11 protein-coding genes and 9 tRNA genes are annotated in these 15,242 nt (G+C 42.5%); 19 read left to right on the top strand and 1 reads right to left on the bottom strand.

The features are described from left to right. The first annotated feature begins 13 nt into the window (after positions 1 to 13). The 5 genes from truD to rpoS all read left to right on the top strand — a co-directional run bounded on the left by truD (position 14) and on the right by rpoS (position 4,523). Positions 14 to 1,060 carry a tRNA pseudouridine(13) synthase TruD gene (gene truD, locus F0226_RS17535; protein WP_171736847.1) on the top strand — a complete coding sequence of 349 codons (1,047 nt, stop codon included), beginning with the start codon at positions 14 to 16 and terminating at the stop codon, positions 1,058 to 1,060. A gap of 40 nt (positions 1,061 to 1,100) precedes the next feature. Then, positions 1,101 to 1,844, top strand: coding sequence for a 5'/3'-nucleotidase SurE (gene surE, locus F0226_RS17530; RefSeq protein WP_171736846.1), 744 nt, complete (start codon positions 1,101 to 1,103; stop codon positions 1,842 to 1,844). After that, the gene (locus F0226_RS17525) at positions 1,845 to 2,471 is read left to right on the top strand and encodes a protein-L-isoaspartate(D-aspartate) O-methyltransferase (RefSeq protein ID WP_171736845.1); all 627 of its coding nucleotides are present in this window, start codon (positions 1,845 to 1,847) and stop codon (positions 2,469 to 2,471) included. It abuts the gene before it with no gap. A 34-nt stretch (positions 2,472 to 2,505) separates the two neighbouring features. Further along, complete coding sequence (locus F0226_RS17520) at positions 2,506 to 3,444, top strand: peptidoglycan DD-metalloendopeptidase family protein (RefSeq protein ID WP_171736844.1); 939 nt, start codon at positions 2,506 to 2,508, stop codon at positions 3,442 to 3,444. Between the two features lie 95 nt (positions 3,445 to 3,539). Then, on the top strand, positions 3,540 to 4,523 hold the full coding sequence (gene rpoS, locus F0226_RS17515) for an RNA polymerase sigma factor RpoS (RefSeq protein ID WP_137373356.1): 984 nt from the start codon (positions 3,540 to 3,542) through the stop codon (positions 4,521 to 4,523). Between the two features lie 94 nt (positions 4,524 to 4,617). On the opposite strand, the gene mutS is transcribed toward rpoS, so the two are convergent. After that, on the bottom strand, positions 4,618 to 7,179 hold the full coding sequence (gene mutS / locus F0226_RS17510; protein ID WP_171736843.1) for a DNA mismatch repair protein MutS: 2,562 nt from the start codon (positions 7,177 to 7,179) through the stop codon (positions 4,618 to 4,620). Between the two features lie 134 nt (positions 7,180 to 7,313). On the opposite strand from mutS, the gene pncC reads away from it, so the two are divergent. From pncC to F0226_RS17440, 14 genes are all read left to right on the top strand, one after another. Further along, positions 7,314 to 7,805, top strand: coding sequence for a nicotinamide-nucleotide amidase (gene pncC, locus F0226_RS17505; RefSeq protein WP_171736842.1), 492 nt, complete (start codon positions 7,314 to 7,316; stop codon positions 7,803 to 7,805). A 179-nt stretch (positions 7,806 to 7,984) separates the two neighbouring features. After that, positions 7,985 to 9,022 (top strand): recombinase RecA, encoded by a 1,038-nt coding sequence (gene recA, locus F0226_RS17500; protein ID WP_171736841.1) that lies wholly within the window; start codon positions 7,985 to 7,987, stop codon positions 9,020 to 9,022. 345 nt (positions 9,023 to 9,367) lie between these two features. Next, positions 9,368 to 11,950 carry an alanine--tRNA ligase gene (alaS, locus tag F0226_RS17495; protein WP_171736840.1) on the top strand — a complete coding sequence of 861 codons (2,583 nt, stop codon included), beginning with the start codon at positions 9,368 to 9,370 and terminating at the stop codon, positions 11,948 to 11,950. Positions 11,951 to 12,172: 222 nt separating this feature from the next. Then, on the top strand, positions 12,173 to 13,354 hold the full coding sequence (locus F0226_RS17490) for an aspartate kinase (RefSeq protein ID WP_171736839.1): 1,182 nt from the start codon (positions 12,173 to 12,175) through the stop codon (positions 13,352 to 13,354). 93 nt (positions 13,355 to 13,447) lie between these two features. Further along, positions 13,448 to 13,645: a carbon storage regulator CsrA gene (csrA, locus tag F0226_RS17485; protein ID WP_009847619.1), complete on the top strand. Its 198-nt coding sequence runs from the start codon at positions 13,448 to 13,450 to the stop codon at positions 13,643 to 13,645. Between the two features lie 307 nt (positions 13,646 to 13,952). Further along, a tRNA-Ser gene (locus F0226_RS17480) sits at positions 13,953 to 14,045 on the top strand. Positions 14,046 to 14,091: 46 nt separating this feature from the next. Continuing rightward, positions 14,092 to 14,168 (top strand) — tRNA-Arg (locus F0226_RS17475). Positions 14,169 to 14,207: 39 nt separating this feature from the next. Then, positions 14,208 to 14,300 (top strand) — tRNA-Ser (locus tag F0226_RS17470). Between the two features lie 89 nt (positions 14,301 to 14,389). Then, a tRNA-Arg gene (locus tag F0226_RS17465) sits at positions 14,390 to 14,466 on the top strand. A gap of 96 nt (positions 14,467 to 14,562) precedes the next feature. Beyond that, a tRNA-Arg gene (locus F0226_RS17460) sits at positions 14,563 to 14,639 on the top strand. 22 nt (positions 14,640 to 14,661) lie between these two features. Then, positions 14,662 to 14,738, top strand: a tRNA-Arg gene (locus F0226_RS17455). Positions 14,739 to 14,817: 79 nt separating this feature from the next. Next, positions 14,818 to 14,894 (top strand) — tRNA-Arg (locus F0226_RS17450). Positions 14,895 to 14,991: 97 nt separating this feature from the next. Continuing rightward, a tRNA-Arg gene (locus F0226_RS17445) sits at positions 14,992 to 15,068 on the top strand. 77 nt (positions 15,069 to 15,145) lie between these two features. After that, positions 15,146 to 15,222: transfer RNA gene (locus tag F0226_RS17440), tRNA-Arg, on the top strand. Positions 15,223 to 15,242: the final 20 nt, after the last annotated feature.

Genomic DNA, 15,242 nt, shown 5'->3' with positions numbered 1-15,242 from the left:
CGAAAAGAACAGCATGTCAGATATTCTATCTTCATTGGCTTACTTAAATGGCAAGCCAACTGCGAAAGCAAAATTAAAAGCAAAAGCCGAACACTTTGTTGTAATCGAAGATTTAGGTTTTGAGTTTACTGGTAACGGTGAGCATTTAATGGTTCGAATTCGCAAGACTGGTGAAAACACGAGCTTCGTAGCAAATGAGCTTGCAAAGGCTTGTGGTGTTAAATCGAAAGATATTAGCTGGGCTGGATTAAAAGACCGACATGCCGTTACAGAGCAATGGTTAAGTGTTCATTTACCTACAGGTGAGACTCCTGATTTTTCTGCATTTTTAGCTCAATACCCAAGTATTGAAATATTAGCGACGGCTAGACACAACAAGAAATTACGTCCTGGCGACTTAGTGGGTAACAAATTTGAATTGACCTTGTCTGAAGTAACGGACATTGATGATGTACTTCGCCGCTTGGAAACGGTTGCTAAGATTGGTGTCCCTAACTACTTTGGTGCCCAGCGCTTTGGTAATGAAGGTAATAACTTATCTGAAGCTCGTCGTTGGGGGCGTGAAAATGTACGTACTCGAAATCAGAACAAGCGAAGCTTATATTTATCCTCAGCACGCTCATGGATTTATAATCTAATTCTATCTGATCGAATTCAGCAAGACGTGTTTGATAAGGCTGTAGTTGGCGATATCGTTTTTTCTGGTAAGGATCATCTAAAGGTGACTTCAGAAAACCAAGCTGCAATTAACCAGGACCTTGAACAAGGAATTTCTGAGTTAACGGTTGCTTTAGCGGGTGATAATGCGTTACCAACAGAAGGTAAAGCATTGGAGATAGAGCAGGCACATCTAGATTCTGAACCAGATCTTATGGCGTTAATTTGTGGTAATCGTATGCGCCATGACCGCCGTGAAGCATCGCTCAAGCCAGCGGGTCTTACTTGGGAAGTGAATGAAGACAATGTAGTGCTGAAGTTCTCATTAGATGCCGGTTGCTTTGCTACCGCGATTGTTCGCGAATTAGTAGAAGAAATTCATGTAGAGCGTCACTTCGATTAAAAGAAGTGGGGTTATCGCTGAAATTGAGAAAGGAAACTAAATGAAGATCTTACTCAGTAATGATGATGGTGTTCATGCTCAAGGTATCCATGAGCTTGCTAAAGAGTTACGTGATCTTGCTGAAATAGTCATTGTAGCGCCTGACCGAAATCGGTCAGGCGCTTCGAATTCATTAACGCTTGAGCAACCACTACGAGTTCAAGCCATTGCTGAAAACACATATTCAGTGCAAGGGACGCCAACAGACTGTGTCCATTTTGCGTTAAATGAATTGTTGAAAGATGATATGCCTGATTTAGTCCTCACAGGGATTAACCATGGCGCGAACCTTGGGGACGATGTGCTTTATTCAGGTACTGTCGCTGCCGCAATGGAAGGGCATTTTTTAGGGGTTCAGTCGGTTGCTTTTTCTCTTGTAGGTAAACACCATTTTACAACCGCTTCCACTATTGCTAGACAAATTGTAGAGCAACACATACAAAATCCGATCCCTACTAATCGTTTGTTAAATGTGAATGTTCCAGATCTTCCTGTGGAAAGCCTCATGGGAACTCTAGTGACTCGTTTAGGTGCTCGTCACCACTCTGAAGATATGATTAAGCAAAAAGACCCAAGAGGTCATGATATCTATTGGCTTGGTCCCCCAGGTCAGCAACAAGACGCTGGTGAAGGCACGGATTTTTACGCTATTGATAATGGCTTCGTATCTATCACCCCCTTGCAGGTTGATTTAACAGCGCACGAATCACTGAGAGTGATGGCTGATTGGTTAGGAGATAAGTAAGTGAGCAATCCCCAAGCTGAACGCTTAATTACTTTTCTGATGGATAATGGTATTCGAGACCAAAGAGTATTGGATGCCATTTATCGTCTCCCTAGAGAAAGTTTTTTATCCCAAGCTATGTATCATCAAGCTTACGATAATAATGCTCTTCCTATTGGTCAGGGGCAAACTATCTCTCAGCCATATATAGTGGCAAGAATGACTGAACTGCTGGAATTGCAGCAAAATAGCCGAGTGTTAGAAATTGGTACAGGATCAGGTTACCAAACCGCCGTACTGGCTCAACTTGTCGACCATGTGTATTCCGTAGAGCGAATTAAATCTTTACAGTGGGATGCAAAGCGTAGACTAAAGCAACTTGATTTCTATAACGTATCAACAAAGCATGCTGATGGCTGGAAAGGCTGGCCCCATAAGGGACCTTTTGATGCGATTATTGTTACGGCAGCAGCGGAATCCATTCCTCAAGCTTTATTAGAGCAGTTAACCGATGGTGGACGTTTGCTCATTCCTGTTGGTGATGAAGAGCAACAGCTTCTAAAGATTGTGCGACAAGGTGATGAATATTTATCAACGGTAATTGAAATGGTTCGCTTTGTTCCATTGGTTGCTGGTGAACTTGCATAACACTAAGATTGATTAAAGGTTGGATGAATAGTTAATGGGTTTAGGTTTTCTAAAAGGATTGATGATTGGATTAAGCTGCATACTTGTTGGGTGTGCGGCTCAGTCACCAGCTCCCGTATCTGGACTTAATAAAGATTACTCTTCTATTTCAAGAGGCAGCTATCGAGGTAGCTACTATGAAGTAGAGAAGGGAGATACTTTATACTTTATTGCGTACGTCACAAATAAAAATGTAAACGATCTAATTAGTTTCAATAATCTTAAATCCCCTTACGTCATCCACCCAGGTCAAAAGCTTAAATTATGGCGTCCAGCTTACGTCGCTCCTAGTCATGGAAAAGCAGCTCCGGTTGTTGTTGCTCCCGTTGTTGTACCTAGTGCTAGCACTCCATCAGTCACAGTCAAAACGTCTGCTAAATCAACAGAAAAACCGGTTACTAAACCATCATCACCAAGTAAGCAAGCGGTTAAAGAACCTGTAAAACCACCTGTAAGTGTGGTTAAAAAAGATTCACCAAAGAAGGTTGAACAATCTAAACCAAAGGAGTATGTTGGTTCTAAAGGTAAACAAAATGTTACAACTACCAACAAGCCAAAAAACGAAAAAGTATCAAAATGGCTTTGGCCAACTAAAGGGAGAGTGATTAAAAACTTCTCTGTAGGAGAGCAAGGGAATAAAGGTATTGATATCGCAGGACAGCGTGGTCAAGCCATTATTTCAACAGCAGGAGGCACTGTTGTTTATTCGGGGAATGCACTCCGAGGTTATGGAAACTTAGTGATAGTTAAACATAACGATAATTATTTAAGTGCATACGCGCATAACGATAAGCTACTCGTGTCTGAAGGACAAAATGTTAAATCTGGGCAGAAAATCGCCACCATGGGAAGTTCAGGTTCTAGCAGCGTTAGGCTACATTTTGAAATTCGCTATCAAGGTAAATCGGTTAATCCGAAACGATATTTACCTTAAATACCATACGTTGCAATGACGTATCGTATTCTTTAATAGTCATTTAGCGGCATATTAAGTTGTAATGTCATGCTATATCGCCAGGGGGAGGCGTTATGAGTATAAGCAGTGCAGTAGTTAAAGAAGAATTCACACTTGATCAAGCAGCCATGGAATCGGAGTGCAATGAACAAGCCAACCAACCCAAAAGTAAAAAAACTGAAGCTAAAGAAAAAGAAGTTGAAGTCAGCGCTAAAAATTTAGACGCCACACAACTTTACTTAGGCGAAATCGGTTTCTCACCACTTTTAACTGCGGAAGAAGAAGTGCTCTATGCACGACGAGCTCTACGCGGAGATGAAGCAGCACGTAAACGTATGATTGAAAGTAATCTACGACTTGTTGTTAAGATTTCTCGCCGGTATAGCAACCGCGGTCTCGCACTACTAGATCTTATTGAAGAAGGCAATCTAGGCTTAATTCGTGCCGTCGAGAAGTTTGATCCCGAACGAGGTTTCCGTTTTTCTACTTATGCCACCTGGTGGATCCGTCAAACTATTGAACGAGCCCTAATGAATCAGACTCGTACAATTCGTTTACCAATCCATGTCGTCAAAGAGCTTAATATTTATTTACGAACAGCTCGAGAGTTAGCTCAAAAGCTTGATCATGAACCAACAGCCGAAGATATTGCTTCTAAACTGGATAAGCCTGTTGATGATGTGAGTAAGATGCTTCGTTTAAATGAACGAGTAAGTTCAGTCGATACACCGATTGGTGGGGATGGTGAGAAAGCTTTACTTGATATTATCCCTGATATTAATAATTCAGATCCTGAAGTTTCAACACAAGATAACGACATTAAAAATTCACTGATTCACTGGTTAGATGAATTGAACCCAAAACAAAAAGAAGTACTAGCAAGACGTTTTGGTTTACTTGGCTACGAGCCATCGACTTTAGAAGAAGTGGGACGTGAGATCAGTTTGACACGTGAACGTGTTCGCCAGATACAAGTTGAAGGACTTCGTCGTTTAAGAGAGATTTTGATCAAACAAGGTCTTAGCATGGAAAATCTATTCAATGTTGAGAACGATTGATCAGCTAATAGATTGTTATTAATAGATAAATAAATTAAAAGCACTAACTCAAGTTAGTGCTTTTTTTATAATATAAAGATGATTAAGAATTACGCTAAAGAAGTTTCTTCAAGCGATATAGTTCCTCTAATGCTTGGCGAGGCGTAAGATCATCAGGATCAACGTTTGCTAAAGCTTGCTCTACTTCGCTTGGTTCGGGTATTAAGCTCAGTTGATTAGCAATATCAACGTTTGTTGACTTACTTGTTAGGTTGTCAGTGCCTAACGCTTCAAGTTGAGTTAGCTTATTACGAGCATTCTTTATTACCGCTTTAGGTACACCAGCAAGCCCTGCAACGGCAAGACCATAAGATTTACTTGCTGCACCTTCTTGCACTGCATGCATAAAGGCAATACTGTCGCCGTGTTCTACGGCATCTAAGTGAACATTGGCTAATTTTTGGTGTTGATTTGGTAGCTCGGTTAACTCGAAATAGTGTGTAGCAAACAGAGTCATTGCATCAATTTGATTGGCTAACCACTCTGCACTTGCCCACGCCAAAGATAAGCCATCATAGGTACTAGTACCACGACCAATTTCATCCATTAAGACTAAGCTGTTTGGTGTCGCATTATGAAGAATATTCGCGGTTTCTGTCATTTCCACCATAAAAGTTGAGCGACCTGAAGCAAGATCATCAGAAGCGCCGATTCGCGTGAATATACGATCAATCGAGCCAATCGTTGCTGACTCTGCAGGTACGTAACAGCCAATATGTGCCATTAATGCAATAAGAGCGGTTTGACGCATATAGGTAGACTTACCACCCATGTTTGGACCTGTAATGATCAACATTTTACGTTGATCATTCAGTTCTATAGGGTTAGCTATGAATGGTTCATCCATAACTTGTTCTACCACTGGGTGACGACCTGCTTGTATTTGGACACTAGGTGCTTTTTTCAATACTGGGCGGCAGTAATCTAAAGTGTCTGCACGCTCTGCCATGTTTTGAAGAACATCAAGCTGTGAAATCGCAGAAGCAATATTTTGTAAGCGCTCTAAATGTGGAAGAAGAAGGTCAAATAATTCTTCCCATAACTGTTTCTCAATGGCTAATGCTTTAGATTTTGAACTCAGAACTTTATCTTCGTGCTCTTTGAGCTCTGGAATGATGTATCGTTCTGCATTTTTTAAGGTTTGACGGCGAACGTAATGAGGCGGCACTAGGTGACTTTGTCCACGACTCACTTGAATGAAGAAACCATGAACATTGTTGAAACCTACTTTTAGAGTATCAATGCCGTGGCGTTCGCGTTCTTCCAGCTCTAATTTATCTAAGAACTCGGTAGCACCAGCCGCTAGGCTGCGCCATTCATCTAATTCTGCGTTATAGCCTTCTGCGATCACACCGCCGTCACGAATAACTACTGGCGGGTTTTGCTTGATTGCTCTTTCTAGAAGTTCAGATACTTCATGCAATGGAGCCGCATATTCTGTTAACTGAGTTAAGTACGAATGCTGCAGTGGCTGTAGTGTATCGGCAAGTTCAGGTAAATATTCCATAGCCTGACGCAGTCGAGCCATATCTCGTGGTCGGGCAGAGCGTAAGGCAAGGCGAGCAAGAATACGCTCAATATCACCGATTTGTTTGAGTGTTGGTTGCAAGTCGAGAAATAAAGAAAGATCTTTCAATTCAGTGATGGCATCAAGACGCTGATTTAACGCTTCAAGATTACGCATTGGTTGATGTAACCAGCGCTTGAGCATGCGGCTGCCCATGGGAGTTGCTGTATGATCAAGCACTTCAGCAAGGGTGTTGTCAAAGCCGCCCGATAAATTCTGTGTAATCTCAAGGTTACGACGAGTTGCGGCATCTAAAATGACAGAGTGATCTTGGCGATCAAACGTTAGAGATCGAATATGCGGAAGCGCAGTACGTTGTGTATCTTTAACGTATTGAATGAGACAACCTGCGGCGCAAAGACCAAGGTGAGCCTTCTCTACTCCAAAACCAACAAGATCACGAGTCCCAAATTGTTGATTCAGTTGTTGCTTCGCGGTATCTAACTCAAATTCCCATATAGGGCGGCGGCGATTACCATTTCGACTTGCCATAAGCTCGACAGGTTCGAAATCTTCAGGGAATAGCAATTCACGTGGAGATGTTCTTTGCAGTTCTGCTGCCATTGCTTCTGAGGTTTCAGGCTCTGAAAGTTGGAATCGACCAGAGGTAATATCCAGAGTAGCGTAGCCAAATTTACCTTTGTGGTGGTAAATAGCGGCAATCAAGTTATCTACTCGTTCTGAAAGTAGCGCTTCATCAGTGACCGTTCCGGGTGTGACTATACGAACAACAGCGCGTTCAACAGGACCTTTTGATGTGGCAGGATTGCCGATTTGTTCACATATTGCTACCGATTCACCGAGTTGCACTAGTTTTGCTAGGTAGCCTTCTACAGCATGGTATGGAACACCAGCCATAGGGATAGGTTCACCATTTGAAGAGCCTCGCTTAGTTAATGAGATATCTAACAGCTGAGAGGCTTTCTTTGCATCATCGTAGAAAAGCTCGTAGAAATCTCCCATGCGATAGAAGAGCAAAATCTCTGGGTTTTCTGCTTTCAACTTTAAATATTGTTGCATCATGGGAGTGTGTTTTTGATCGGCTTTCACAGTTAACTTCTTTCGTTTGTTTCTATTGCGGCTTAGGATACGTGAAAGCTATTGATGCGAAAAGACGCTCTGGCGAAAAGTTCTAAATCGAGCTGAAACAATCGAGTTGTATACAAGAAAGTAGGAAGGCAAGCATGTCAGTAACTCAAACGCTTAGTGCACAGTTAGGTCATCAATTATTCGAACAAAAGCATGTACTTGTTACAGCTGAGTCTTGTACCGGTGGAGCGATTGCTGCTGCTATCACTGATATAGCGGGGAGTTCTGCCTGGTTCGATCGAGCTTTTATTACTTATAGTAATGAAGCGAAACAAGAAATGATTGGGGTGGAGCTGTCGACATTAGAAGCGAATGGAGCGGTAAGTGAAGCGGTTGTTGAAGAGATGGTTGAAGGTGCTCTACATAACTCTAATGCGACATTAGGAGTTTCAGTGAGTGGTATTGCTGGCCCTGGTGGTGGAAGTGAAGAAAAGCCAGTGGGAACAGTCTGTTTTGCATGGGCAGATTCTATTGAGTGGAAGAAAGTTGAAACGTGCCATTTTGCTGGAGACAGATCACAAGTGCGTGAACAGGCTACTCAATATGCACTGCAAGTTATTTATGATTACCTGTCAGAAACTCGTTAGTAACTCATTGCTGTGCTTAGCTTTGTACTAAGTTGATAACGAATTAAACAAAAATTTTTCATACAGGTATAGACACTGTATGAATCAACAGTATAATAACTACCAATTAGCCGCCCTTATACCGGGTTGAAACAGATTCTAGATCGCTTGACGAACAAGCGGATCACGTGGAGATAGTAATGGACGAGAATAAACAAAAAGCGTTAGCCGCAGCTCTTGGTCAAATTGAAAAGCAATTTGGTAAAGGTTCGATCATGCGTCTAGGTGATAACCGCACAATGGATGTAGAAACAATCTCTACTGGTTCACTATCTCTTGATGTTGCTCTAGGTGCTGGTGGCTTACCAATGGGCCGTATTGTTGAAGTTTACGGACCTGAATCATCAGGTAAAACAACGTTGACTCTTGAGCTTATCGCCGCGGCACAGAAAGTCGGTAAGACATGTGCTTTCGTTGATGCTGAGCACGCTCTAGACCCAATCTACGCTCAAAAACTTGGTGTAGATATTGATGCTTTACTTGTATCTCAACCTGATACCGGTGAACAAGCTCTAGAAATCTGTGATGCACTTGCTCGTTCTGGCGCAATTGACGTTTTGGTTATTGACTCAGTTGCTGCATTGACTCCAAAAGCTGAAATTGAAGGCGAAATGGGTGATAGCCACATGGGTCTTCAAGCTCGTATGCTGTCTCAAGCGATGCGTAAGTTAACAGGTAACCTGAAGCAATCTAACTGTATGGCTATTTTCATTAACCAAATTCGTATGAAAATTGGTGTAATGTTTGGCAACCCTGAAACCACAACTGGTGGTAACGCACTTAAATTCTACGCATCTGTTCGTCTTGATATTCGCCGCACAGGCTCTATCAAAGAAGGTGACGAGATCGTTGGTAACGAAACTCGTATCAAAGTTGTTAAAAACAAAATTGCAGCGCCATTTAAGCAAGCTGAAACTCAAATACTCTATGGTCAAGGCTTTAACCGTGAAGGTGAGCTGATTGATTTAGGTGTTAAGAACAAGTTAGTAGATAAAGCCGGTGCTTGGTACAGCTACAATGGCGATAAGATTGGTCAAGGTAAATCTAACTCTTGTAAGTACCTTCGTGAAAACCCAACGATTGCTTTAGAAATTGATACTAAATTGCGTGAACTATTACTGACACCTGCAGTTTTAGAAGAAAAAGGTTCAGAAGAGCCAGAAGCAGAAGAGTTATAAATTAATAATAGCTATTGAGTTAATTTAAGTATTTTTAAGCCTCGCCTATGCGAGGCTTTGTCTATTTAGAGTTTGCTTAATAACTAGTGCTTGCTTAACAACTAAAGTTTATAGCTTTGTATTCTTTAAGTTAATTTGGTCTCTATTGGATCCAATGTGTACTAGTAGAAATACTTATTGTATCGATGGCTCATTGGTAAAATCCCAGTGTGATTTTCTTTGAAATCCACATTTCATCTCAAAACCCTTTTCAAATACGCCTTTTCTACAAGAAAACTAGTCGAACACTTAACCATGATCTACAATACGGAAAAATTCTAACTCGACTATTTCAGGAAGAGCTGCATGTATATGAGCACTGATGAGGTTCGCAACGCGTTCCTTAAGTTCTTTGAGAGCAAAGAACACCAAATCGTAGACAGTTCATCGTTAGTTCCACATAACGATCCAACCCTGCTATTTACTAATGCAGGTATGAACCAATTCAAAGATTGCTTCTTAGGCGCCGAAAAACGTGCCTACACTCGAGCAACTACGGCTCAGCGTTGTGTACGTGCGGGTGGTAAACACAATGACCTTGAAAACGTAGGTTTCACGGCTCGTCACCACACATTCTTCGAAATGCTAGGTAACTTCAGCTTTGGTGATTACTTCAAAGAAGAAGCGATTGGGTTTGCTTGGGAATTCCTGACTGAAACACTAGGTCTGCCAAAAGATCGCCTGTTAGTAACGGTTTACGAGACAGATGACGAAGCATTCGAAATCTGGAACAAAAAAGTAGGCATCCCAGCTGACAAGATTGTTCGCATCGGCGACAAAGAAGGCGGCAAGAAGTTTGAATCTGACAACTTCTGGACAATGGGTGACACAGGTCCTTGTGGTCCATGTACTGAAATCTTCTACGATCACGGTGAACACATTTGGGGCGGCCGTCCTGGTACACCTGAAGAAGATGGTGACCGTTTTATCGAGATTTGGAACAACGTATTCATGCAGTTCAACCGTCACGCTGACGGCACAATGGAACCGCTACCTAAGCCTGCTGTAGATACAGGTATGGGTATTGAGCGTATCTCTGCAATCATGCAGGGCGTTCACTCTAACTACGAAATTGATGTATTCCAAAAGCTAATTAAAGCGACAGCTGAAGTTGTTGGTCATGACGACCTATCTAACCAATCGCTACGCGTTATTGCTGACCACATCCGTTCTTGTTCATTCCTCATCGCTGATGGCGTAATGCCTTCAAACGAAGGTCGTGGCTACGTTCTACGTCGTATTATTCGTCGTGCAGTTCGTCACGGTAACAAGATTGGTGCACAAGGCGTGTTCTTCCACAAACTTGTGGGTGTACTGGCTGAAGTGATGGGTTCTGCGGCTGAAGAGCTTAAGAAACAACAAGAGCTTGTTGAAAAAGTACTTCGCATCGAAGAAGAGAACTTTGGTCGCACGCTAGAGCGTGGCATGGTTATCCTTAACGACGCATTAGACGCACTTGAAGGCAAAGAACTTGACGGTGAAACAGTCTTCAAACTTTACGATACATACGGCTTCCCAGCTGACCTTACTAACGATGTAGCTCGCGAACGCGACTTTACTATCGATGAAGAAGGTTTTGAGAAGGCGATGGAAGCACAGCGTAAGCGTGCACGTGAAGCGGGTCAGTTCGGTACTGATTACAACGCGACGATCAAAGTAGACACTAACACTGAGTTCTGTGGTTACACAGGTACTGAAGGTGCTGGTGAAATTTCTGCGTTATTCGTTGACGGCGAAGAAGTATCTTCACTATCGGCTGGCGACAAAGCAATCATCATCCTTGAAGAGACACCATTCTACGCTGAGTCAGGCGGTCAATGTGGTGACGCTGGTACGCTAAGCACTGCGTCGGGTCTGTTCAAAGTACAAGACACTCAGAAGCTAGGTAATGCATTTGCACACCACGGCGAGCTCGTTGAAGGTGTGTTTGCTCAAGGCGATAAAGTAGAAGCGCGCGTTGATGCTGAGCGTCGTGCTGCTATCTCACTAAACCACTCTGCAACTCACTTACTTCACTCTGCATTGCGCGAAGTGCTAGGTGAGCACGTTGCTCAGAAAGGTTCTTTAGTTAAGCCAGATAACCTGCGTTTTGACTTCTCTAACCTTGAAGCGGTAACACCAGCACAGATTAAAGAAGTAGAGCGTCTAGTTAACGCACAAGTTCGTAAGAATCATGTGATTGAAACGAACATCATGGACATCGAGTCAGCGAAAGAAAAAGGTGCGATGGCACTGTTTGGCGAGAAGTACGATGATGAAGTTCGCGTTCTGTCGATGGGCGATTTCTCTACTGAGCTTTGTGGTGGTATCCACGCGAGCAACACAGGTGATATCGGTCTATTCAAGATCACTTCTGAAGGTGGTATTGCTGCTGGTATTCGTCGTATTGAAGCAGTAACGGGTGAAGCGGCTCTAGATGCAGTTGATGCTCAGAATAACGCTTACGAAGAGAAATTGGCTGAATCGGCTAAGAAAGCGAAATCGCTAGAGAAAGAAATCCAATTACTTAAAGAAAAGATGGCTGCAGCTGAAGGCGCAAACATCATGGGTAAAGTGGAAGACATCTCAGGTACTAAAGTTTTGGTTGCTGCAATTGAAGGTGCAGACAACAAGAACCTACGTACTATGGTTGATAATGCTAAAAACCAAGTGGGTAGCGGCATCATTCTTATCGCTAACATCGCTGATGGAAAAGTTGGCCTAATTGCTGGCGTAACTAAAGACCTTATCGGTAAAGTTAAAGCAGGTGACCTAGTTAAGATGGTTGCTGAGCAAGTTGGCGGTAAAGGCGGCGGTCGTCCAGACATGGCTCAAGCGGGTGGTACTGACGTTGAAGCACTACCTGAAGCGCTTAAATCTGTACGTATTTGGCTAGAAGAGCGTCTTTAAGCTTAAGTAATTGAAATAAGATGCCCAATCAACTGATTGGGCATCTTTTCTTTTGAAGATTGAATTTCGGTATCAATTATAAATAACCCTAAATTAACCAAGAAATCTAATACACGTGTTAGATCTCTTGGTTAATTTTTTTGTATTACTGCACATTCGCTGTGTGCTGTTTGTTTGATTGTCATATAGACATAAGTCTTGGGAAGGTGAGGACAGGTGAAAATGCCTATTATCGTGCAGAAATTTGGTGGAACGTCGGTGGGTTCAATTGAACGAATTCACAAAGTAGCAGAGAAAATCATTGAAGCGAAAAATGAAGGGAACCAAATAGTGGTTGTCGTTTCTGCTATGTCCGGTGAAACAAACCGATTAATGGATCTCGCAACACAAGTAGATAGCATTCCAAATGCTAGAGAACTTGATGTATTGCTTACTGCGGGTGAACAAGTATCTATGGCTTTACTCGCAATGAGTCTGCATAAGCTTGGACATCAGGCTACATCATTGACTGGTAATCAAGCGAGAATAAGCACAGATTCAAACCATAATGATGCGATAATTAAGAGTATTGATACTGGTCCTATAAATGACCTACTTAACCTAGGTCATATTGTGGTTGTCGCTGGCTTCCAGGGGGTAAATGATAATGGTGACATCACAACGTTAGGTCGTGGTGGTTCAGATACCACAGCCGTTGCGCTTGCTGGAGCATTGAAAGCGCAAGAGTGCCAAATATATACAGATGTCGATGGTATTTATACTTGCGATCCTAGAATCGTTAAAAGCTCACAGCGCCTTGAAACAATAGATTTCTCTACAATGGAAGAAATGGCAAAGCAGGGAGCTAAAGTTCTACATTTACCTTGTGTTCAATATGCGTGGAAGAACAATGTGACTTTACGTGTGCTTTCAAGTTTTGAAATTGGTACGGGAACCTTAGTCACAGGAAGCGAGTGCCATCATGATATTTGTGGAATAGCGATTCAAAATGGCATGCTGGAGCTAGAGTGCTTACCTAAAGAGCTTGATGCGTTGCTAAGACAGTGCCAATTACTTGGTATTGAAGTTTGGAATGTGATCGAGGAAACAGAAAGAGTAGCTGTTCTCATTAAACAAGACGCAGGTCTAAAATTAAAGCTAGTTTTTGATGAGAAAATCCGTAATAGTGAACAGGTTAGCTTGTTGACTGTAGTAGGTAATCGAGCGCAAGGAATTGTGGTCAGCTCTCAGGAGTTGTTGTCTAAGAATGATATTGATATACGTCATTACTCTCTCACGCAACAATCTTTAATGTTGGTTTTATCGCCAGCTCAAGTTGATACAGCGGCTAACATACTACATGATGCATACATTACAGCATGCGGAGAGAGCAGTCATATTCAAAAAGAAGTGCATTTTGGTTAAATAAACTAAATAGATAGTTTACGAAAATATAACTTTTGTTGGATAATGCCCGCGTAGCTAGATAAACTTAGAGAATTACTCAAGGAGCAAAGAATGCTAATTTTGACTCGCCGTGTTGGCGAAACACTAATGATTGGTGATGAAGTGACAGTTACTGTACTGGGTGTTAAAGGCAACCAAGTACGTATTGGTGTAAATGCACCTAAAGAAGTATCTGTTCACCGTGAAGAGATCTATATGCGCATTCAAGCTGAAAAAGGTAATGGTAACGTTGCACCTGGCAACTACTAATACTTTCTGCGTGAAAGATGAGGCTAGCATTTTGCTAGCCTTTTTTGATGATTTCGATTGTTAAGAATAGCTTAACTCTGATATAACAGTACCGGGAGAACTGAGAGAGGTAATTGTCAGAATTTTTTAAATTTTGATAGCGTGTTCTTCTCATTCATTTTAAAGAAAAAACCGTTTTTATAGTGATTAAAGTTTAATTTACAATCGCTTTGATTGATTTTGCAACACTCAGTCGATTTTAGGCAGTTTTTTGAAATAAAATGTTTGACATATTTTCGGTAAAACGTAATATGTGCCTCCGCAAGACGGTGAGGTGGCCGAGAGGCCGAAGGCGCTCCCCTGCTAAGGGAGTATGTGGTTTGTAGCCGCATCGAGGGTTCGAATCCCTCCCTCACCGCCATTTCTTGCACGTTTGAATTTGCACACAAACACAGAAGTAACAATGTGCGCTCTTAGCTCAGCTGGATAGAGTACCTGGCTACGAACCAGGCGGTCGGAGGTTCGAATCCTCCAGAGCGCGCCATTCTCTTTTTACTTTAAGTAACTTGAGAATAATGAATTAGGTGAGGTGGCCGAGTGGCCGAAGGCGCTCCCCTGCTAAGGGAGTATGTGGTTTGTAGCCGCATCGAGGGTTCGAATCCCTCCCTCACCGCCATTCATTACAGGCCGATGGCCTTTTTTTTTCTTCATAGCAAGAAGAATGTGATATGTTTCACAACTTCATTCTCAGTGAATGAACACCGTGCGTCCTTAGCTCAGCTGGATAGAGTACCTGGCTACGAACCAGGCGGTCGGAGGTTCGAATCCTCCAGGACGCGCCACTATTTAAGGGTTTCTTTTTATAAGAATGAAAATCCTTGTATTGAATTGTTGTTTGCACCGAATAGCTGTTAACAACGAAGTGATACTAAAACCGTGCGCTCTTAGCTCAGCTGGATAGAGTACCTGGCTACGAACCAGGCGGTCGGAGGTTCGAATCCTCCAGAGCGCGCCACTATTTAGGGTTTATAAACCGTGCGCTCTTAGCTCAGCTGGATAGAGTACCTGGCTACGAACCAGGCGGTCGGAGGTTCGAATCCTCCAGAGCGCGCCACTATTTAGGGTTTATTTCTTGTATGAATTTAAATCCTGATATTGATGATTTGTTTAACTGTTATTAATATCGAAACCGTGCGTCCTTAGCTCAGCTGGATAGAGTACCTGGCTACGAACCAGGCGGTCGGAGGTTCGAATCCTCCAGGACGCGCCACCATTTAAGGGTTTATTTCTTATAAGAATGAAAATCCTTGTATTGAATTGTTGTTTACAACGAATTGCTGTTTACAATGAAATGATACTAAACCCGTGCGCTCTTAGCTCAGCTGGATAGAGTACCTGGCTACGAACCAGGCGGTCGGAGGTTCGAATCCTCCAGAGCGCGCCACTTTTAGGGTTTATTCTTATATGAATTAAAATCCTGATATTGATAATTCGTTAACGATTTATTAATATCGAAACCGTGCGCTCTTAGCTCAGCTGGATAGAGTACCTGGCTACGAACCAGGCGGTCGGAGGTTCGAATCCTCCAGAGCGCGCCACTATTTAGGGTTTATTTCTT

Source organism: Vibrio sp. 99-70-13A1 (assembly GCF_013114625.1).
Lineage (GTDB): Bacteria > Pseudomonadota > Gammaproteobacteria > Enterobacterales > Vibrionaceae > Vibrio.
Note: the sequence above shows the minus strand (reverse complement) of the source record. Positions and strands in the feature narration are given on the sequence as shown.